The organism is Telluria sp. ZT3P39, from assembly GCF_059685935.1.
Genome location: NZ_JCASIH010000003.1, coordinates 139,791 through 159,989, shown reverse-complemented (window position 1 = coordinate 159,989; position 20,199 = coordinate 139,791). Strand labels below are relative to the sequence as shown.

The window sequence follows — 20,199 nt, the reverse complement described above, 5'->3', positions numbered from 1 at the left end:
GCATCATCACTTCCCCACCAACACCTCCGTCACCACCCCCGTCGCAATCGACACCAGCGCATAATCGCTCCCCGCCTGCACCCACTGGTGCCCGCGCGGCGGTTCCGTCAGGCGGTGCGCCTTCCAGTTCTCGACCACGTAATGATGCGTGCGGTAGCGCGCCGGCAACTGCTCGCCGCGCTTGAGCTGGCCGCTGGTTTCCACGCTGCGGTAGCGTCCCGTCTTTTCTGCCTGCTTGACCTGCTGTGCCCGTGCTTCCTGTTCGCCACGCTGGTGGACCTGGGCCGCGGCGCCACCGGCCAGCACCGCGGCGACCAGGGCCGGGACGATGAGTTTGTTCATGTGAGCTCCTGTATGGGCATCGATGGCTCCAGTACACCACGCACACGCCGCGCAGTCTGTTCGCTCAAGCACGCTGATTGCGTGCGCTGGCGAACTTCGCACCGGCACCGGTTTTGGCGGATAATGTCGGCTTTCCCCGCACCCGCGCGCCGTGACCAAGACCCTCGCCGACCAGATCGAAGACCTGCTGCCGCAGACGCAATGCACGAAGTGCGGCTATCCCGCATGCCGGCCATACGCGGAGGCCATCGCACGCGGCGAAGCTGACATCAACCAGTGCCCGCCCGGCGGCATCGAGGGCGTGCGGCGCCTCTCTAGCGTGACCGGCCGCCCGGTGATCCCGATCAATCCCGCCAACGGCCTCGAGCGCCCGCGCCCGGTCGCCTTCATCGACGAGTCGCTCTGCATCGGCTGCACCCTGTGCATCCAGGCCTGCCCGGTGGACGCCATCCTGGGCGCGGCCAAGCAGATGCATACCATCCTGCCGAGCCTGTGCACCGGCTGCGACCTGTGCGTCGCGCCCTGCCCGGTCGACTGCATCTCGATGCTGCCGGTCACGAACACGACCGGCTGGGATGCGTGGCCGCAGGAAGCGGCCGATGCGGCGCGTGCGCGCCACGACTTCCGCAGCGAACGCCTGCGGCGCGAGAAAGCGGAAAACGATGCGCGGCTGGCGGCCAAGGCGCTGGCGAAGATGCGCGAAGTGACGCTTGAAGCGGCCAACACGCCGGAAGAACTGGCGGAGAAAGAACGCAAGCGCGCCATCATCGCCGCCGCGATCGAGCGCGCGCGCCAGAAAGCCTCTAGCACGCCGCCGGACCAGCAGTAAGCCCACGCTCACCATGAACCCCGCCAAACGTCTCGAGATCTTCACGCGCTTTCGCGCCGCCAACCCGAAGCCCACCACCGAACTCGAATTCACCACGCCCTTCGAACTCCTGATCGCGGTGCTGCTGTCGGCGCAATCGACTGACGTCGGCGTCAACAAGGCCACGCGCCGCCTCTACCCGGTGGCGAACACGCCGCAGGCCATCCTCGACCTGGGCCTGGACGAACTCAAGTCGTATATCGCGACCATCGGCCTGTACAACACCAAGGCGAAGAACGTGATCGCCACCTGCCGGATTTTGGTGGACCAGTACGGCGGCGAAGTGCCGCCCGTGCGCGAGGCGCTGGAATCGCTCCCGGGCGTGGGCCGCAAGACCGCCAACGTGGTGCTCAATACGGCGTTTGGCGAGCCGACCATGGCGGTGGACACCCACATCTTCCGGGTCTCGAACCGCACCGGTATCGCGCCGGGCAAGAACGTCGACATCGTCGAGCAGAAGCTGCTCAAGTTCGTGCCCAAGGATTTTTTGCATGACGCCCACCACTGGCTGATCCTGCACGGCCGCTATACCTGCGTGGCGCGTAAACCCAAGTGCTGGAACTGCCTGATCGCCGACCTGTGCGAATTCCGCGGCAAGACGCCGGCGCCGGCCGGCGTGCTCGATCCGGCAGCGGCGCCCACGCTCAATGCGACGGAGCTGGCGCGCGACGGCGCCTAGGACATCTGCTTTTCGCCGGCTTACCCGGGAGCGCGCAAGCGTGCCGGCGACTGGGCTGGAATGGCCCGGCGCGCCGCGCGCGCATCTTCGAGCCTGAACACGGAGACGACCTCGGTGAGCGCCAGCGTTTGCTCACGCAGCGATTCCGCCGCCGCGGCAGCTTCTTCCACCAGCGCCGCGTTCTGCTGGGTGGCGGTGTCCATCTCGCTCACCGCCATGTTGACCTGGGCAATGCCCGCGCCCTGCTCTGCACTGGCGGTGCTGATCTCGCCGATGATGTCCATCACGCGGCGCACGCTGGTGACGATCTCACCCATCGTGGCGCCGGTCTCGCCGACCAGGCAGTTGCCGGCATCGACGCGCGCGACCGAATCGTTGATCAGGCCCTTGATCTCCCTGGCCGCGGTCGCCGAGCGCTGCGCCAGGTTGCGCACTTCGCCCGCGACGACCGCAAAGCCGCGGCCCTGCTCGCCGGCACGCGCCGCTTCGACAGCGGCGTTCAGCGCCAGGATGTTGGTCTGGAAGGCGATGCCGTCGATGACCGAAATGATGTCCACGATCTTGCGCGACGATTCGCTGATCGAGGCCATGGTGCCGACCACCTGCTCGACCATGTTGCCGCCCTTGACGGCCACGTCGCAGGCCGAGATGGCGAGCTGGTTGGCCTGGCGCGCGTTGTCCGCGTTCTGCTGCACGGTGGAGGTGATTTCTTCCATCGACGAAGCGGTTTCCTCGATGGCGCCGGCCTGGTGTTCGGTGCGGGTCGACAGGTCCAGGTTGCCGCGCGCGATTTCATCCGATGCCACGGCAATGGTTTCCGCGCCGCCGCGCACTTGCGCCACGATGTTCTGCAGGCTGCCGGTCATGTCCTTCAGCGCCTGCAGCAGCTGGCCGGTTTCGTCGTCCGTGCGCACCTCGATGACAGTGCGCAGGTCGCCCGATGCGACGTTCTGCGCCGCCTCGACCGCCTCGCCGAGCGGGCGGGTGATCGAGCGCGACACCAGGATTCCGGCGGCGACGGCGGCGATCGCGCCCAGCAGCATCAGTGAGTAGCTGAGCACGGTAGCGCGTTTGCCGACCGCTTCCGCTGCCAGGACGGTCGCGTCGGTCTGCTTCGCCATGGCCTCACGGGCCTTGACCAGGAGCTCGGCCGGCGCGCGGTCCATGCCCTTGACCGCCTTGTCGCCGGCAGCCGCGTCGAATTCCGCAGCAGTGAAATCGGCGAAGCCGCGGCGATAGCCCTCGCCCATCTTGAGGTGGGCCTGCCCGAACCGGACCAGCAATTCGCGCACTTCGCCCGCCGGCATGGCGGCGGCCAGCTCCGCTACCTCCTTGGCAAGCCCGGCCTCGTTACTCTGGAAGGCCTTCCAGTATTTGACGCGCTGTTCTTCATCCTTGCCGCGCAGCAGGGTGTTCTTCCATTCCTGGGTCTGCAGCCGGAAGTGCGACAGCAGGCTTTCCACGCGCTGGGCATGGGTGGACTGGACGACGGCGGCGTTATAGGTGTCGATGGCGTGGTTCATCTGGCTCATGCCGAAGAATCCGGCGCAGGCGACCAGCAGGGTGACGGCGGCGAAGCCGATGGGCAGTTTACGGCTGAGTTTCATGATCGGGTCCTGGAAAACACGTTGCACAAGCGCGGACGGCTATGCAGGGCGCATCTCCAGTCTAGGTGGTTTGTGTCTTCCAGGCAAAATTAAGACCCTGGCCATGAGCGAACGGGCATCACTATGTAGCTCAGCAGCAACGGACGCACCATGGCGGTGCGAACCGGCTTACAGCAGCACGAGGTTATCCCGGTGCACCAGCTCCGGCCCTTCGACATAGCCGAGGATGCGTTCTATCTCGGCCGACGAATGGCGCATGATGCGCCGCACTTCGCTGCTGGTGTAATTGGTCAGGCCGCGTGCCAGCGGCTGGCCCGCTTCGTCGATGCAGGTGATCACCTGCCCGCGTCCGAACTCGCCGCGCACGGCGACCACGCCGATCGGCAGCAGCGACTTGCCTTCGCGCGTGAGCTTCTGCGCGGCGCCGGCGTCGATCACGACCTCGCCGGTGGTGTGCAGGTGGTCGATCATCCACTGGCGGCGCGCGGTCAGGCGGCCGGTCGGCGCGACCAGCTGGGTGCCGATCGCCTCGCCGCCGGCCAGGCGGGTGAGGACCTCGTCTTCGCGGCCCCAGGCGATGATGGTATGGGCGCCGGAGCGCGCGGCGCGGCGCGCGGCCAGCACCTTGGTCAGCATGCCGCCGCGGCCCAGGCTCGAGCCCGCGCCGCCGGCCATCGCTTCCAATGCGGGGTCGCCCGCCTGGCCTTCGGCGATCAGGTGCGCCGTAGCGTCCTTGCGCGGGTCACTCGAATACAGGCCGCGCTGGTCGGTCAGGATCACCAGCACGTCCGCCTCGATCAGGTTGGCCACCAGCGCGCCCAGGGTGTCGTTGTCGCCGAACTTGATCTCGTCGGTGACCACCGTGTCGTTCTCGTTGATGATCGGGACCACGCCCAGGCGCAGCAGGGTGGTGAGCGTCGAGCGCGCGTTCAGGTAGCGTTCGCGGTCGGCCAGGTCGGCGTGGGTCAGCAGCACTTGCGCCGTGCCTATGCCGTGGCTGCGGAAGCTGGTTTCGTAGATCTGCGCCAGACCCATCTGGCCTACGGCCGCGCAGGCCTGCAGTTCGTGGATATCGGTCGGGCGCCTGGCGAAGCCGAGGCGCAGCATGCCCTCGGCGATGGCGCCCGAGGACACCAGCACGACTTCCTTGCCGAGATCGCGCAGTGCGGCAATCTGGGAGGCCCAGCGGGCGATGGCGGTGTGATCCAGGCCCCTGCCCTCGTCCGTGACGAGCGAGGAACCGACCTTGACGATGATGCGCGAGGCTTGCTGGAGCGTTGAGTTCATGGCGACAGGATTTTCCCTCGCGGCCGCAAGGCCAGCAGGGAAAGTCCCGCCAACAACTCGACCGCGCTGACTGCTAATAATACCCCCTTCGGCAGCCCGATCGCGAAAGCCGCGACAAGGCGCCCGGCCGGCTGGGCCAGGAGGAACAATGCGGTGAGGTCGCCAAGGATGGGCTGGTCGCCCCGCCTGGCTGCCAAAAGCGCCAGCAGCGCGATAGCGAGCCGGACTCCGACGTAGACGGCGTAGAACTGGCTGTAGCCGTTCACGCCAACGAGAAACACGCCCATCGCCGACGCAATGCGGTCGGGATCGAGCAATGCCGCCAGGGCCGCCAGCGAGCTGGCGGTGGCGACGAGTTGCAGCAGCCGACTGCGCAGCCAGCCGCGGCTGATGCCGGGGCTGGCACGCTTGCCGGGTGATGCGCCGGCCAGCTTAGTCTTCAAGGATCTTGAAGCGTGGGTCTTCCGGATCGATCGACGAGATGCCGCGCGCTTCCTCGGTCATCGAGGTTTCTTCGGCGCGCTGCGCGCTGTGGCGCTTCTCTTCCAGGTGCAGGTAGATCGCGTTGATCAGGTCCTGGCAGCCTTCGCGGTTCAGTGCCGAGATCTCGAACACAGGACCTTTCCAGGCCATGCGCTTGACGAAGTCTTTCACACGCTTCTTGCGCTCGGCTTCGTCCAGCACGTCGAGCTTGTTCAGCACGATCCAGCGCGGCTTGTTCAGCAGCTCTTCGTCGTACTTTTCAAGTTCCTTGACCAGCGCCTTGGCTTCCTTGACCGGATCGACGTTGGTCTCGAACGAGGACAGGTCGACGATGTGCAGCAGCAGGCCGGTACGCGCCAGGTGGCGCAGGAACTGGTGGCCCAGGCCCAGGCCTTCGGACGCACCTTCGATCAGGCCCGGGATGTCGGCGATCACGAAGCTGCGCTCGTGCGACACGCGCACCACGCCCAGGTTCGGGTGCAGGGTCGTGAACGGGTAGTCGGCGATCTTCGGCTTGGCGTTCGACACGGCCGTAATGAAGGTCGACTTGCCGGCGTTCGGCATGCCCAGCAGGCCGACGTCGGCCAGCACTTTCAGTTCCAGGCGCAGGGTGCGGCGCTCGCCTTCCTTGCCCTCGGTCTTCTGGCGCGGTGCGCGGTTGGTCGAGGTCTTGAAGTGGATATTGCCCCAGCCGCCCTCGCCGCCCTTGGCCAGCAGTTCGCTCTGGCCATGCGAGGTCAGGTCGGCGACGATCTCGCCGTTGACGTCGTCGATGATCAGGGTGCCGACCGGCATGCGCAGGTAGACGTCTTCAGCGCCCTTGCCGTAGCAATCGGAGCCACGGCCCGGTTCGCCGTCCTTGCCGTGGTGGGTCTTCGAATAGCGGAAGTCCACCAGGGTGTTGATGTTGCGGTCGGCCACCACGTAGATCGAGCCGCCCTTGCCGCCGTCGCCGCCGTCCGGGCCGCCGAACGGGCGGAACTTCTCGCGGAGGAACGAGGCGCACCCGTTGCCGCCGTCGCCGGCGATGACTTCAATTCTTGCTTCGTCGATAAACTTCATGATGGTAACCGCTTAAAAACTAAAAAGGCCCTACCTGGGGCAGAGCCTTTCGATGGAAGGCTTGCGCCTTACAAAGAGCGCCGCAAACGCGGCGCATGCATGCGTAAATTACGCTGCGACTGCTTCGCTAGCAATGACGGTCACGAACTGCTTCGAGCCCACGCCTTGCTTGACGAACTTGACATGACCATCGACCAGCGCGAACAGGGTGTGATCCTTGCCGGTGCCGACGTTGGTGCCGGCGCGCACTGGGGTGCCGCGCTGACGAATGATGATGCCGCCGGCGTTGATCGCCTGGCCGCCGTAGACTTTCACGCCGAGGCGCTTGCTTTCTGAGTCACGGCCGTTGCGGGTAGTACCGCCGCCTTTTTTGTGTGCCATTTACTTACTCCTTGATGACTGAACTGATGGACCGGTCGGCGATTAGCCGTTGATCGAAACCACTTGGATTTCGGTGTAGTTCTGGCGGTGGCCCTGACGCTTTTGGTAGTGCTTACGACGACGCATCTTGAAGATACGCACCTTGTCGTGGCGACCTTGGGAAATCACCTTCACCAGAACCGTTGCACCTTCGACCAGCGGAGCCCCAAACTTGAGGCTGTCGCCCGCGCCAATGGCGAGGACCTGATCGATCGTGAGTTCGGAACCAATGTCAGCCGGTATCTGTTCTATTTTAAGTTTTTCGCCAGCGACAACTTTATACTGCTTGCCACCGGTTTTTATGACCGCGTACATGATTAGAAACCTCATCAAATGTTAAAAGAATCTCGCCGGCGTCAGAGACGCTGAACTGTTCGGATGCCGGGGAACAGAGGATTATACATAACTCGCTGCAGCGCGTCAAAACGGCGCCACTATTTCGGACGAGCCGGCCGGCCACCGTAGCGTGCTGGCAACGCCCGCGCCCGGCACCGGGCCCGAGCCCTCGCGGCGAGCCGGAAGTCATCAGTGGGGCAGCCTTCCCTTGCATGTCGTATAATCACCACTTAACCAAATACTCACTGTTTATTGCAGGTTCGCCTTGTCAGCCGCTACCCAACACGCCCAGAACACCATCGCACAATCGATCGCCACCGACATGGATGCCGTCAATGCGGTGATCCGGCAGCGCCTGCACTCGGAAGTGAGCCTGGTCAACCAGATCGCCGAGTACATCATCAGTGCCGGCGGCAAGCGCATCCGGCCGGTGCTGGTGCTCCTTCTGGCAAACGCCTATGGCTACCGCGGCACCGCCCACCACGAGCTGGCGGCGGTCGTCGAATTCATCCACACCGCCACCCTGCTGCACGACGACGTCGTCGATGAATCCTCGATGCGGCGCGGCCGCCAGACCGCCAACGCCCTGTTCGGCAATGCCGCCTCGGTGCTGGTCGGCGACTTCCTGTATTCGCGCTCGTTCCAGATGATGGTCAGCCTCGACAACATGCGCATCATGCGCATCCTGTCCGACGCCACCAACGTGATTGCCGAAGGCGAAGTGCTGCAGCTGCTGAACATGCACGACCCGGACGTGACGCACGAGAGCTATCTCAAGGTGATCCGCTCCAAGACCGCCAAGCTGTTCGAAGCGGCCGCCGAACTGGGCGCGCTGATCTCCGGCGCCACCGACGAGCAGATCGAAGCGGCCGGCGAATACGGCCGCTCGCTGGGCACCGCCTTCCAGCTGATCGACGACGTGCTCGACTACGCCGGTGACGCCGCCGAGATCGGCAAGAACCTGGGCGACGACCTGCGCGAAGGCAAACCGACCCTGCCCCTGATCTGGCTGATGGACCACGGCACCCCCGAGCAGCGCGAGCTGGTGCGCAACTGCATCGAGCACGGCGACGAAGCCCAGTTCGAAGCCGTGCTGGCCGCCGTCACCTCGAGCGGCGCGCTCGACTACACCCGCCAGCAGGCGGAACAGGCCGGCAAGCGCGCGGCGGAAGCGATCTCCGGTTTGCCCGAGAGCGTGTACAAATCAAGCCTGCTGCAACTGTGCAGCTTCGCTGTTGACAGAAACCATTAAGCAAAATTATATTAATGCTTCCCGAGGCAGAGTGTTTCAGGCGCCTCGAACCAGTCGGGGTGTAGCTTAGCCCGGTAGAGCGCTACGTTCGGGACGTAGAGGCCGGAGGTTCGAATCCTCTCACCCCGACCACAGAATAACAAAGGCCAGATGCAGCGACAGCGCATCTGGCCTTTCCTTTACTGCTCTCAGCACTACGCGTCAGTCTACACTCGCGCCCCAATACTGCGGCGGCGGACCAGGCATCCGGCCACACCAAGACCGAGCAGGGCCAGGGTTCCCGGCTCCGGAACCGTGCCCACGGCGCCGTTCTGGAAATCGAAGTTCGTGATACTGGTGTCTACCACGCCACTTACAGCGCGTGCAACCAGGCCGATCTCATAAGGATTCGAAAGACCGGTACTCCAGGGTGCGACGTCGGTATAGGTCAGCGTCGTGCCGACCTGCGAACCAAGCGCGCTGCTGGGGTTTGACGCAACGGCATGGCTGAAGACTTTGCCTGTGATCGTAAAATCCTGTCCGTTGAAGGCGAGATCGAGCATGAGCCTGTACCAGGCGTCCTCCAGAATGTCATTGCTGAGAGAGACACTGCTCAGATTGGATGTCGACACACCGGTCTGCTGTTGCAGCTTGACCGAAAAGCTGTCGCTGTTGCCTGCATTCGTCAGGAACAAGGCGATGCCGGTGTTGCCAGGGCCTTCGTTAAACATCGTCACGAGGCCGCCGCCTTTGCCGTTATTGAAGCGGCTGATCAGTATATCGGCTGACATGGACATGTTGCCGGTAAACATGTTCTTCACCGTGCCATCGATCGGTGTCGTGTCGTAGATCGTGACGCGTCCCATTGGCGAGGCGTTATTGTCCGAACCGGTGAAGTTCAAGGCCGTGTTCAAGCCGGGACCATCTGCCGGCCCGCCAAGATCCTGGCCGCGGTTGATCATCGCCCCATTGTGAACATCGCGGAAGTACCCGAAGGTCTGCACCGCGCTGTTATCGTAATCCGTCGCGGAAAACGTGATGGGGACTGCTTGCGCGAGCGAACTGGCCAGGCAGAAGAGTCCAGCAAGACCAACAGAATGAATCGACTTTTGAAATTTCAACATGGCATCCCTCGGCGCTGCCCTGCTTTCACGCGCTTTTTCATTGAAGCAATCAAAAAACTGCAATAGTATCCAGAGCACTTCGTGCCCCTTCCCTATTGCCAGGATTTGATACCCATGCAGCTTCGCCCCCTCCCCCTCTTGCTGGTCGCCCTGTTTGCCTCAAGCACGATCTCCACCGCCCATGCCGCCACGCCGGCCAAGGCAGCAGCAGCGCCGAACGCCGTCCTGAAAGTCGACTACCAGAAGTTCACCCTGCCCAACGGCATGGACGTGATCTTCCACATCGACCGCTCCGACCCCGTCGTGGCCGTGAACCTGACCGCGCACGTGGGCTCGTCCCGTGAAAAAGTCGGCCGCACCGGCTTTGCCCACCTGTTCGAGCACCTGCTGTTCCTGGAATCGGAAAACCTCGGCAAGGGCGGCCTGGACAAGATGACGGCGCGCATCGGCGGCTCGGGCGCCAACGGGTCGACCTCGCAGGACCGCACCAACTACCTGCAGACGGTTCCCAAGGATGCGCTGGAAAAAATGATCTGGGCCGAAGCGGACAAGCTCGGCTGGTTCATCAACACCGTCACCGATCCGGTGCTGGCCAAGGAAAAGCAGGTCGTCAAGAACGAGAAGCGCCAGGGCGTGGACAACGCGCCCTACGGCCACACCCGCTACGTCATCAACAAGGCCCTGTACCCGGCCGACCATCCGTACAACTGGCAGGTGATCGGTTCGCTGGAAGACCTGCAGAATGCGCAGCTCGACGACGTCAAGGAATTCTTCCGCCTCTGGTATGTGCCGAACAACGTGACCCTGGTGCTGGCCGGCGACTTCGATCCGGTGCAGGCCCGCAAATGGGTCGAAAAGTATTTTTCCGAAATCAAGCGCGGCGACGCCATCAAGCCGATGGTCAAGCGCGCCGGCAGCGTGGCGCAAACCGTCAAACTGGCCCACGAAGACAATTTCGCCAAGCTCCCCGAGCTGACCATGGCCTGGCCGACCGTCGAAGACCTGCACGCCGATTCCTACGCGCTTGAGGTGCTGGCTGAATACCTGTCCCAGACCAAGCGCGCGCCCTTCTATAAAGTACTGGTGGAAGACAGCAAGCTGGCGCCGAGCGTCCAGATCGGCAACCAGACATCGGAACTGGCCGGCCAGTTCATGCTGCGGGTTCGTGCTTTCGAAGGCAAGCCCCTCGATACCGTCGCAACCGCCGTCGGCCAGGCTTTCGCCAGGTTCGAGCAGGAAGGCATTTCCGAGAAAGACCTCGCCCGCATCAAGGCCGGCATCGAAACCCGTTTCTACAACTCGGTGTCCAGCGTGCTCGGCAAATCAGCGCTGCTGGCCGAATACAACTATTTGACCGGCAATCCAGGCTATGTCGCGGAAGGCATCAAGAAGACGCTGGCGGTCTCGCGTGCCGACGTGCGGCGCGTCTACGACACCTATATCAAGGGCAAGCCGTATGTTGCGACCAGCTTCGTCCCGAAAGGCAAGCTGGACCTGGCCCTGACTGGCTCGGCCAAGGCCGAAGTCGTCGAGGAAAAAGTCGTGCAGGGGGCGGAGAAGGCGGTCGATGCGAGTGCGAATGCCGACTACGCCAGGACCGCATCCACCTTTGACCGCAGCAAGGAGCCGGCCTACGGCCCGACGCCGGCGCTCAAGGTGCCGCAGGTGTGGGACACCAGGCTGGCCAACGGCATGCGCGTGATCGGCATCGAGAACCGCGAAGTGCCGCTGGTGCAGTTCGATATCGCGATCGACGGCGGCCTGCTGCTCGACAGGCTCGACAAGGTGGGGGTGGCCAACCTGATGGCGCGCATGATGACGCAGGGCACCGCGAAGCGCACCCCGCAGGAACTGGAAGAAGCGATCCAGCAACTGGGCGCCACGATCAATGTGTCGGCCCGGCTTGAAGACGTGCGCATCAGCGTGACCACCCTGGCGCGCAATTACCCAGCGACCCTGGCCCTGGTCGAAGAGATCCTGCTGGAGCCGCGCTGGGACGAAAAGGAATTCGCCCTCATCAAGCAGAGCGTGCTGAGCCAGATCCGCCAGCAGGAAGCCGATCCGAACGCGCTGGCCAGCAGCAATTTCAACAAGCTGATCTACGCCAAGGAAGACCTGCGCTCGCGCAACATCCTCGGCACCTTTGATACGGTGAATGCGATCGGCATCGACGACCTGAAGGCGTATTACGCCGCCAACCTGTCGCCATCGGTGGCCCGCATGCACGTGGTCGGCGCCTTGCCGAAAGCCGTCATGACACGTTCGCTGGCCTCGCTCGGCAGCAAGTGGAAGGCCAAGGCCGTCACCCTGCCGGCGCCGACGCGCGCGGCAAGCCTGGCGCCGGCCAAGGTGTATTTCGTGGATGTGCCGGATGCCAAGCAATCGGTGCTGCAGGTCGGCTACCGCGCGCTGGCCGCCACCGACGCGGACTTCTACCCGGCCGCCGTGGCGAACTACATCCTGGGCGGCGGCGGCTTCGCTTCCCGCCTGACCCAGCAACTGCGTGAAGGTAAAGGCTACACCTACGGGATCAATTCGAACTTCTCCGGCAGCAAGAGCGCGGGCGCCTTCACCATCGGCAGCGGCGTGCGCAGCAATGTCACGCTCGAGTCCTCCCAGCTGGTGAAACAGATCCTGCAGGACTACCCTGCGACCTATTCCGCCGCCGACCTGGAAACCACCCGCAACTTCCTCGTCAAGAGCAATGCGCGGGCCTTCGAGACGGCCGCGGCCAAGCTGGGCATGCTGGACAATATCAGCAAGTACGGCTGGCGCGCCGACTACGTCAAGGACCGCGAGCGGATCGTCAAATCCATGACCCTGCCGCAGATCCAGGCCTTGTCGACGAATTACCTGGATCCGTCGAAAATGGTCTGGCTGGTGGTGGGCGACGCAAAAACCCAGCTGCCGCGGATGAAGGAACTGGGCTTCGGCGAGCCGGTCCTGATCGCCAAGTGATCCATACGTAATCGAAGCGGGAGGCAGTTCCGATATGATGGGCGGGCAGAGTTTCCCCGCCCGCAGACGGCGCCACCCGCTTCGAAAGGATCTCCATGACTGAACAACTCAAGGTACAGACGCCGGAGGGCAGCTTCGACTGCCACGTCGCCCGCCCCACCACACCGGGACCTCATCCCGTCGTCATCGTATTGCAGGAAATCTTCGGCGTGAACGCCGGCATCCGCAGCATCGCGGCCGACTATGCGGCCAAGGGCTATATCGCCGTTTGCCCCGACCTGTTCTGGCGCCTCGAGCCGGGCGTGTTCCTGTCGGAAGCCCGCGAGGGCGACTGGGCCAAGGCCTTTGCGCTGTACCAGGCCTATGACGTGAACAAGGGCGTCGAGGACATTGACCTCACCATCAAGCAGGCGCGCAGCCTGCAGGACGCCAACGGCAAGGTCGGCGTGACCGGCTATTGCCTGGGCGGCTTGATGACTTACCTGAGCGCGGCGCGCACCGACGGCGACGCCTTTGCCGCCTATTACGGCGGCGGCACCGACCAGCACGTGAACGAGGCCCCGAACATCAAGGCTCCCCTGCTCTATCACCTCGCCGAAGAAGACGAGTACATCGGCAAGGATGCGCAGGCGACCATCCGCGCCGCACTGGCCGGCAAGGCCGAGCTGTATTCCTATCCCGGCTGCAACCACGCCTTTGCACGTCCGGGCGGCAATCATTACGACGCGGCTGCCGCCACCCTCGCCGCCAGCCGCACCGACGCCTTCTTCGCGCGCATGCTGCGCTGAGCGCGCGGTCGCGACTGGCGCAAGCCGGAAGGACCGGACTGTCTGCCCGGACACCCAACCACCACCGTCTCTGATCCACGACAGGCCGGCGCCCGCCGGCCAGGCCTACCGTAAAGCTTGCTACCTACCGCCGTGCCCGCAACGGGCCGGCGCCGTAGCTTCCGATATGGAAAGGAGTTTGCCATGGCAAGGTTCGGAGTCGAAGCGATCCGCTACTTCAGTCATGCGCGCGCCGCGGGCGTGAGCACGGCTGGAGACCTCACTTACACCTTCAACCGAAGTAACGGATTCGACGCGAAGCTGCGCGGGGCCGGCCACGCCCGCGCATTCTATTGGGCCAATACCGACTGCTGGGAAACCGACATCCGCGACACCGACCAGGGTGGCGACGACCGCAGCTGGGTCGACGACGTCGACCTGTTCTGGCTCGAGACCCACGGCGGCCACGAAGAAGACGGACGCGCGCGCATGTTGTACGACACCGCGCACAGCGAATGGCGCACTTATTCGAATCGCTGGCAGCTGGGCGAAGACTGGAACAGCGAATGGGTCATGGCCTATTCGTGCGAGACCGTCAACCGCAACCGCGTCACCGGCCTGTGGAACATCTTCGCGCGCATGCACATCTATTGCGGGGCGTGGGAAACCATGTGGGACGGGATCACCACCGACGAATGCGGCGAGGACGTGGCCGACAACCTGCTTGATGGCGACACCGTTCATTCGGCCTGGCACAACGGCGTGTCCGACTGGTGGGTCGACAACCACCCGATCACGGTCTGCGTGGGCGACGCCGCCACCTGGAACAACGGGAACATCCGCTGGGAGCGCTCCTACCTGAACCGCGACCACCTGTGGGGACACGGCAATGTGGACGCCGACCTGCCGCCGGCCCAGCAGGCCTGCATCCTGTGGTACTGGACGGAGGGTTAATCATGAACGAACAAGCCTTGATCGAGAGCCTGGCAGCCTCCTGCCCCGGCCAGCCAGCCCGCGCCGACGTGCTGGTGCTGCAGAGCTTCACCCAGGACGACGTGCGGGCGCGCGCCACGCGCTTCATCTCGCTGCTGCACGAAGCCCACGGCTGCTCGCGCGACCACGCCAGCTTCACGACGCGCGACGACCGCACGCTGGTCCAGCTCACCGGCGGCGCACGCGCCGTCATCTACCACGCCTCCGGCGCCCTGCAGTTCAGCGCAGGCATCGCGCCGCTCGAGGCGCCGTTTGCCCGTGTCGAGGAACGCGAGGTGCTGCAGCGCCTGGTCGTCGAAACGGCGCAAAGGCTCAAGCTCGGCGAGTGGACGGGCGATCGGGGCAGCCTCGCCTTCGAGCGCCTGTGGCTCTCGAAGGCGCAAGGCGCGGACCGCGAGCGCAGCTCGGAGCCGGTGCTGCTGCGCGCCACCGGGGCCTGGCGCCATGCGATCAACGGGATCCCGGTGCTGGGCGCGGCTTCGGTGGCGATCACACTGGCCGGCGACAAGCAGCTCGATGCACTGTCGCTGCGCATCCGCCCCGGCGTCGCCGAGACCCTTGACAGCGCCATCGTGACCTCGCCGGAAGCGGGCGCGCAGCAGATCGCGCGCAATCTCGCCAGCGTGCTGGGCAATGCCAAGGAGCGGCTGCCATCGGATGCGGTGCGGGTGCGGTCGATGCAGTTCGGTTACCTCGACCTCGGCAAGCGCAAGGCGCAGCGCGTGCTGGCCCCGGTCTACGTGGCCCAGGTCGAAGTGCGGCACAAGCTCGAGACCCAGGGCTATGTGTTCGCCGTGCCCGCTACCGAACGCGCCTACCAGGAGCTGCCGCTGTTCGGCACCGACCAGGTGGCGGCGCGCTCCCGCGCCAGCATCGGCGGGCACTGCAAGGACGTGCTGCGCTAGCAGCCGCGGTGACCGCCTGCGCCGGTGCAGGCGGTCACCGCGCCCGCCGCCCCTCTCATTCACAGTGGCATGGATGAGACATTCGCCACATCAATAACTGCGGCCGGGTCAAGTCGTCAATTATTCACATTACGTATCGCCGGCATCACGAACAGAAAGTTTATTTATGGCTGAGAGATCCCTATACTGCAACGCAACATCGCAGTATTCACAACGGGAGATCATCATGGCCGCAACCACACGCAGCATCCGCCGTCACTTCGCCACCGCCGTCTCGGCCGTGCGCAGCTTCTCGATCGAACTCTACGCCGCACACGGCGGCTGGGCCCCGGCCGTGCGCGGTTAAACATCGGAGCGCTGTTCTGGCGGACACAGCTTCCGCATCCCTTCCCCGTATCGATGGTGACTGAGCTAGAATGCAATTCGCATTTTCTAGCAAGAAAGCAATTCTCCTTTCACTCGGTCCCCTACCTACGATGCGTACACCTGCACTCACACTCTTTGCGGCGCTGATCGCGCTGCCGGCGGCGGCGTCCACGCCGATCACCCTCGACCAGGCCATGGCCCACCCCGACTGGATCGGCACCCCGGCGGAAACCGCCTGGTGGAGCTGGGACGGCAAGCAGGTGTTCTACAAGCAGAAACGCACCGGTTCGCCCGTGCGCGATACCTGGCAGGTGGCCCAGGGCGGCAAGCCGAAACTGGTGCTTGACGCCGAACTGGCGAAGCTCGACGGCGACGTGGTCGTCTACAACCGCGACAACACCCGCGCCCTGATGCTGCGTAACGGCGATCTGTTCGAGCGCGACCTGAAGAACGGCGCGCTGGTGCAGATCACCCGCGGCGCCAGCAAGCTCGAAGCGCCGCAGTATTCGAGCGACGAGCGCAGCGTCCATTACCGCATCGGCACCGACTGGTACGCCTTCGAGCGCGCCAGCCGCGTGGTCGGCCCGGTCGCGCTGCCGCGCGCCGCGAAAGACCCGGCAGTGAGCGAAGACGACCCGCTGCGCGACCAGCAGTTGCGCCTGATCGCCACCCTCAAGCGCCAGAAGGATGAGCGCGACGCCCTGCGCGAGCGCATGAACGAGCAGCGCCGCCTCGATCCGTCGATGCCGCCCGCGCCCGTGTACTTCGGCGACAAGGTCACGATCGAAGGCAGCGCGCTCTCGCCCGATGGCCGCTGGCTGATCGTCGTCACCGCCCCGAAGAACGGCGACAAGGGCCGCGTCGGCAAGCTGCCGCGCTACGTCACCGAATCGGGCTACGAGGAATTCGACGACCAGCGCACCCGCGTCGGACGCAACACGCCGGCGCCGCATGCACTCAAGCTGGTTGACCTGCGCACCAACACGGTGCAGGACCTGTCCCTCGACGTGCTGCCGGGGATCGCTACCGACCCGCTGGCCGACCTGCGCGCCGCCGCCAGGAAGGACCCGCTCAAGGGCAACCGCCCTGTGCGCGTGATCGACGGCGCCGACGCCATCGCATGGAGCGCCAACGGGGCCAACGTCGCCGTCATGCTGCGCTCGGTCGACAACAAGGACCGCTGGATCGCCACCGTCGACCTGGCAGGCGCGAAGCTCAAGCCCATGCATCGTTTGACGGAACAGGCCTGGGTCAACTACGACAACAACGAATTCGGCTGGCTGCCGGACAACCGCACGCTGTGGTATCTGTCGGAACAAAGCGGCTACTCGCACCTGTACACCCAGGACGCGAACGGCACTGCCGCGCGCGCGCTCACCTCGGGCAAGTGGGAAGCGTCGGACGTGCGCTGGTCGCATGACGGCAGCGTCGCCTACGTGATGTGCAACCGCGCCACCCCGGGAGACTACGAAGTCTGCGCGGTCAACGCGAAAGACGGCGCGATTCGCGAAGTGACGAACCTGGACGGCGTCGAGCGCTTCCGCCTGTCGCCGGACGAGCGCAAGCTGCTGGTGCACTACTCCGCCAGCTACACCCCGGTGCAGCTGGCCACGGTGCCGGTCAGCGGCGGCGCAGCCGTGAAACTGACCGATACCCGCAGCCTTGAATTCAAGGCGCGCCAGTGGATCGAGCCGGAATACGTGGCGGTGCCGTCGAGCGACGGCGGCGACCCGGTCTGGGCCAAGCTGTATCGCCCGGCCCAGCTCGACCCAGGCAAAAAATATCCGGTCGTGATGTTCGTGCACGGCGCCGGCTACCTGCAGAACGTCAGCAAGCGCTACCCGAACTACTTCCGCGAGCAGATGTTCCACAACCTGCTGGTCCAGAAGGGCTATGTGGTGCTCGACATGGACTACCGCGCCTCGAAAGGCTACGGCAGCAAGTGGCGCACCGCGATCTACCGCCAGATGGGCCATCCGGAACTGGTCGACTACCTCGACGGCGTCAACTACATGGTCAACAAGCACCAGGGCGACCCGAAGAACGTCGGCATCTACGGCGGCAGCTATGGCGGCTTCATGGCCTTCATGGGCCTGATGCGCGCACCCGAGACCTTCAAGGCCGGCGCGGCGCTGCGCCCGGTGACCGACTGGGTGACCTATAACCACGAGTACACCGCCAACATCCTGAACACGCCGGACATCGACCCGCAGGCCTACAAGATCTCGTCGCCGATCGAATACGCCGACAAGCTGCAGGGCCACCTGCTCATCGCGCACGGCATGGTCGACGACAACGTGTTCTACCAGGACTCGGTGCGCATGGCCCAGCGCCTGATCGAACTGAAGAAGGACAACTGGGAACTGGCGAGCTACCCGCTCGAACGCCACTCCTATGTGCAGCCGGAAGCCTGGTACGACCAGTACCGCCGCATCTACCAGCTGTTCGAGCGCACGCTCAAGCAGTAAGCAGACTCCACAGGCGCCTCCGGGCGCCTTTTTTCCTGGCGGGTAACGAAACGCGCCCGCGCGGCGGAGGCGTTAACATGGGCGCCCCAGTCCTTGCTTTCATCGTGGAGCCACATGTACCTGTCCCGACAAACCAGCCTTTCCTTACTGCTTTCCAGCGCCCTGCTCTGCGCCGCCTTCGAGGCCGCGGCGCAGGCGCCGGCAGGCCTGCCGGCCGGTGGCGGACTCGATGCAGGCAAGGTCGTCGAGAAGCGCTACGGCGCGGCTGTGGCGCCTGCCGCCATGCCGCGCATCGAAGGCAGCGTTGCCACCGTCATGGTAGACAACGTGAGCGGCGGCGTGGCGGGGGAACTTGTCCCGGTCACCTTCGGCCAGGTGTTTGCGCCGGGCGTGCTGCCGCGCGCCGCCACCCTCCATGGAAAGACCACGGCCGACGCCAGCACGGCCTTGCAGGCCGATATCAAGGCGACCCACCCCGACGGCTCGGTGCGGCATGCCGTGATTTCCGCGCTGCTGCCCCGCCCCGCCGGCAAGAAGCCGTTCGCGCTGGCGCTGGTGGCGGCCACGCCCTCGCGCCTGGCCGCGGTCGGCACCGCCCTCGCCCCCGCGCTGCCCGATCCGGCTCGCCTGAGCGGCGGCGCCACGGTCAGCGCCGTCATCGACGGCAAGCGCTATACCGCTTCGCTCGAGCGCCTGCTGAAGGGCGCACGCCCAGCCACCTGGCTGGCCGGCCCCGTCGTCACCGAATGGCATGTCTCCGGTCCGCTGCGCAGCGCGGCGGGCGAAGAGCATCCGCACCTGAGCGCGCGCTTCGCGCTGCGCGCCTACACGGGCACGCAGCGTGCGCGGATCGACGTCACGGTCGAAAACAACTGGGCCTACGAGCCGAATCCGCGCAACTTCACCTACGATGCCGAGATCACCCTGAACGACGCGCCGGCCTATACCCGCCCGGCGTTGGTCCACTACCATCATGCGCGCTGGCGCAAGGTGTTCTGGGTCGGCGGCGATCCGGGCGTGGACGTGCGCGCGAACATGCAGGACCTGATGGCCAGCCGCGCGGTGCCGAACTACGATCCGGCGGTGGTGGTCGCGGAGCGCGCGCTGGCGGACATGCAGGCGCGCTGGCAGGGCGCGCGCACCGAACCGATGGGAACGGGCGAAGCGATGCCCTACATGCCGACCACCGGCGGACGCGCCGATATCGGCTTGCTTCCAGGCTGGGCCGTCATGTATATCCTCAGCGGCGACCAGCGCGCCAGGCGCGCCCTGCTGGGCACGGCGGACCTCGCGGGCAGCTATTCGGCGCACTTCCGCGACAAGCGCACGGGGCGTCCCGTCAGCCTGTTCGATTATCCCTACATGACGATCCTGCAGAGCCGCGGCGACACCCTCAATCCGGCCACCGGCAAGCTCGAGGCCTTCCCGCTGTGCGCGCCGCCGGATGCCTGCAATACCCCCAACGTCCAGGATGTCGCGCACCAGCCCTCGCTGGCCTACCTGCCCTATCTGCTCACGGGCGACCACTACTATCTCGAGGAATTGCAGTTCTGGGCCATGTACGACGTGTTCTGGTCGAACCCGTCCTACCGCGAGTACAAGAAGGGACTGGTCAAGACCGACCAGGTGCGCGGCCAGGCCTGGGCCTTGCGCACGCTGGCGCACGCCGCCTACATCACGCCGGACAACGATGTGCTCAAGCGGCAGTTCCTGCAGCTGCTGGACGCCAACCTGGACTGGTATACCGCGCAGTACGCGGCCAATCCGCAGGCGAACAAGCTCGGTGTCATCGTCGACCAGGCCACAGTCTACGAAAACGGCATCGGCCTGGCGCCCTGGCAGGACGACTTCGTCACCGCGGCGGTGGGCCATGTGGCCGAACTCGGGTTTGCCAAGGCCAGACCGCTGCTGGCATGGAAGGCCAAATTCCCGGTGCAGCGGATGACGGGCGCCGGCAGCTGCTGGATCGATGCCGCCATCTATGCCATGAAGGTGCGCGCGCGGCCCAACGGCCCGCTCTACGACAGCATCGAGCAGGTGTACCACGCGAACCACACGCCGCAGTTGCTGGCCATGCCGTGCGGCGGGCCGGAGATGGCCGCCTCGCTCAAGCTCGCGGTGGGGGAAATGACCGGCGACTCGACCAGCACGACCGGGATGCCGTCGACCATGCAGCCGGCGCTGGCCTATTCGGCCGGTGCCGCGGGCGACGCCGGCCGCAAGGCCTGGGAGCGCTTCATGGCGCGCAGCGTCAAGCCCGACTACGGCCTGGGGCCGCAGTTCGCAATCGTGCCGCGCTGAGG

General features: G+C 65.1%; 17 protein-coding genes and 1 tRNA gene. 10 read left to right on the top strand and 8 right to left on the bottom strand.

Translation table 11 applies throughout. The features are described 5' to 3' along the window. Positions 1-6: 6 nt before the first annotated feature. On the bottom strand, positions 7-342 hold the full coding sequence (locus tag AC56LR_RS04830) for an RcnB family protein (RefSeq protein WP_497128065.1): 336 nt from the start codon (positions 340-342) through the stop codon (positions 7-9). A 151-nt stretch (positions 343-493) separates the two neighbouring features. Between AC56LR_RS04830 and rsxB the strand changes: the two genes are divergently transcribed. Both rsxB and nth read left to right on the top strand, forming a co-directional pair. Beyond that, entirely contained in the window at positions 494-1,171 is a 678-nt protein-coding gene (rsxB, locus tag AC56LR_RS04825; RefSeq protein ID WP_497128063.1) for an electron transport complex subunit RsxB, read from the top strand. Between the two features lie 13 nt (positions 1,172-1,184). Further along, positions 1,185-1,889 carry an endonuclease III gene (gene nth / locus AC56LR_RS04820; RefSeq protein WP_497128061.1) on the top strand — a complete coding sequence of 235 codons (705 nt, stop codon included), beginning with the start codon at positions 1,185-1,187 and terminating at the stop codon, positions 1,887-1,889. A 20-nt stretch (positions 1,890-1,909) separates the two neighbouring features. Here the strand turns inward: nth and AC56LR_RS04815 are convergent, their stop codons facing one another. From AC56LR_RS04815 to rplU, 6 genes are all read right to left on the bottom strand, one after another. After that, positions 1,910-3,496, bottom strand: coding sequence for a methyl-accepting chemotaxis protein (locus AC56LR_RS04815; RefSeq protein ID WP_497128059.1), 1,587 nt, complete (start codon positions 3,494-3,496; stop codon positions 1,910-1,912). A 168-nt stretch (positions 3,497-3,664) separates the two neighbouring features. After that, positions 3,665-4,783 carry a glutamate 5-kinase gene (proB, locus tag AC56LR_RS04810; protein WP_497128057.1) on the bottom strand — a complete coding sequence of 373 codons (1,119 nt, stop codon included), beginning with the start codon at positions 4,781-4,783 and terminating at the stop codon, positions 3,665-3,667. Further along, entirely contained in the window at positions 4,780-5,226 is a 447-nt protein-coding gene (locus tag AC56LR_RS04805) for a hypothetical protein (RefSeq protein ID WP_497128055.1), read from the bottom strand. Before AC56LR_RS04805 ends, proB begins: the two co-directional genes overlap by 4 nt. Continuing rightward, positions 5,216-6,328: an Obg family GTPase CgtA gene (cgtA, locus tag AC56LR_RS04800; RefSeq protein ID WP_497128053.1), complete on the bottom strand. Its 1,113-nt coding sequence runs from the start codon at positions 6,326-6,328 to the stop codon at positions 5,216-5,218. Before cgtA ends, AC56LR_RS04805 begins: the two co-directional genes overlap by 11 nt. A 108-nt stretch (positions 6,329-6,436) precedes the next feature. After that, entirely contained in the window at positions 6,437-6,709 is a 273-nt protein-coding gene (rpmA, locus tag AC56LR_RS04795; RefSeq protein ID WP_497128051.1) for a 50S ribosomal protein L27, read from the bottom strand. 42 nt (positions 6,710-6,751) lie between these two features. After that, positions 6,752-7,063 (bottom strand): 50S ribosomal protein L21, encoded by a 312-nt coding sequence (gene rplU, locus AC56LR_RS04790; RefSeq protein ID WP_171087799.1) that lies wholly within the window; start codon positions 7,061-7,063, stop codon positions 6,752-6,754. A gap of 286 nt (positions 7,064-7,349) precedes the next feature. On the opposite strand from rplU, the gene ispB reads away from it, so the two are divergent. After that, on the top strand, positions 7,350-8,336 hold the full coding sequence (gene ispB / locus AC56LR_RS04785; RefSeq protein ID WP_497128048.1) for an octaprenyl diphosphate synthase: 987 nt from the start codon (positions 7,350-7,352) through the stop codon (positions 8,334-8,336). 55 nt (positions 8,337-8,391) lie between these two features. Then, positions 8,392-8,468, top strand: a tRNA-Pro gene (locus AC56LR_RS04780). Between the two features lie 74 nt (positions 8,469-8,542). Here the strand turns inward: AC56LR_RS04780 and AC56LR_RS04775 are convergent. Further along, the gene (locus AC56LR_RS04775; RefSeq protein WP_497128046.1) at positions 8,543-9,502 is read right to left on the bottom strand and encodes a PEP-CTERM sorting domain-containing protein; all 960 of its coding nucleotides are present in this window, start codon (positions 9,500-9,502) and stop codon (positions 8,543-8,545) included. 51 nt (positions 9,503-9,553) lie between these two features. Here AC56LR_RS04775 and AC56LR_RS04770 point away from each other — a divergent pair, with 51 nt between their 5' ends. The 6 genes from AC56LR_RS04770 (at position 9,554) to AC56LR_RS04745 (ending at position 20,197) form a co-directional block, all read left to right on the top strand. After that, positions 9,554-12,397: a M16 family metallopeptidase gene (locus AC56LR_RS04770; RefSeq protein WP_497128044.1), complete on the top strand. Its 2,844-nt coding sequence runs from the start codon at positions 9,554-9,556 to the stop codon at positions 12,395-12,397. Positions 12,398-12,492: 95 nt separating this feature from the next. Continuing rightward, a complete protein-coding gene (locus AC56LR_RS04765; protein WP_497128042.1) occupies positions 12,493-13,185 on the top strand; it encodes a dienelactone hydrolase family protein in 693 nt (230 codons plus the stop codon). Between the two features lie 183 nt (positions 13,186-13,368). Then, complete coding sequence (locus AC56LR_RS04760) at positions 13,369-14,118, top strand: DUF6345 domain-containing protein (protein WP_497128040.1); 750 nt, start codon at positions 13,369-13,371, stop codon at positions 14,116-14,118. Between the two features lie 2 nt (positions 14,119-14,120). Continuing rightward, complete coding sequence (locus tag AC56LR_RS04755) at positions 14,121-15,062, top strand: hypothetical protein (protein WP_497128038.1); 942 nt, start codon at positions 14,121-14,123, stop codon at positions 15,060-15,062. A gap of 476 nt (positions 15,063-15,538) precedes the next feature. Beyond that, on the top strand, positions 15,539-17,896 hold the full coding sequence (locus AC56LR_RS04750) for a S9 family peptidase (RefSeq protein ID WP_497128036.1): 2,358 nt from the start codon (positions 15,539-15,541) through the stop codon (positions 17,894-17,896). Between the two features lie 114 nt (positions 17,897-18,010). Then, the gene (locus tag AC56LR_RS04745; protein ID WP_497128034.1) at positions 18,011-20,197 is read left to right on the top strand and encodes a hypothetical protein; all 2,187 of its coding nucleotides are present in this window, start codon (positions 18,011-18,013) and stop codon (positions 20,195-20,197) included. Positions 20,198-20,199 lie beyond the last annotated feature (2 nt).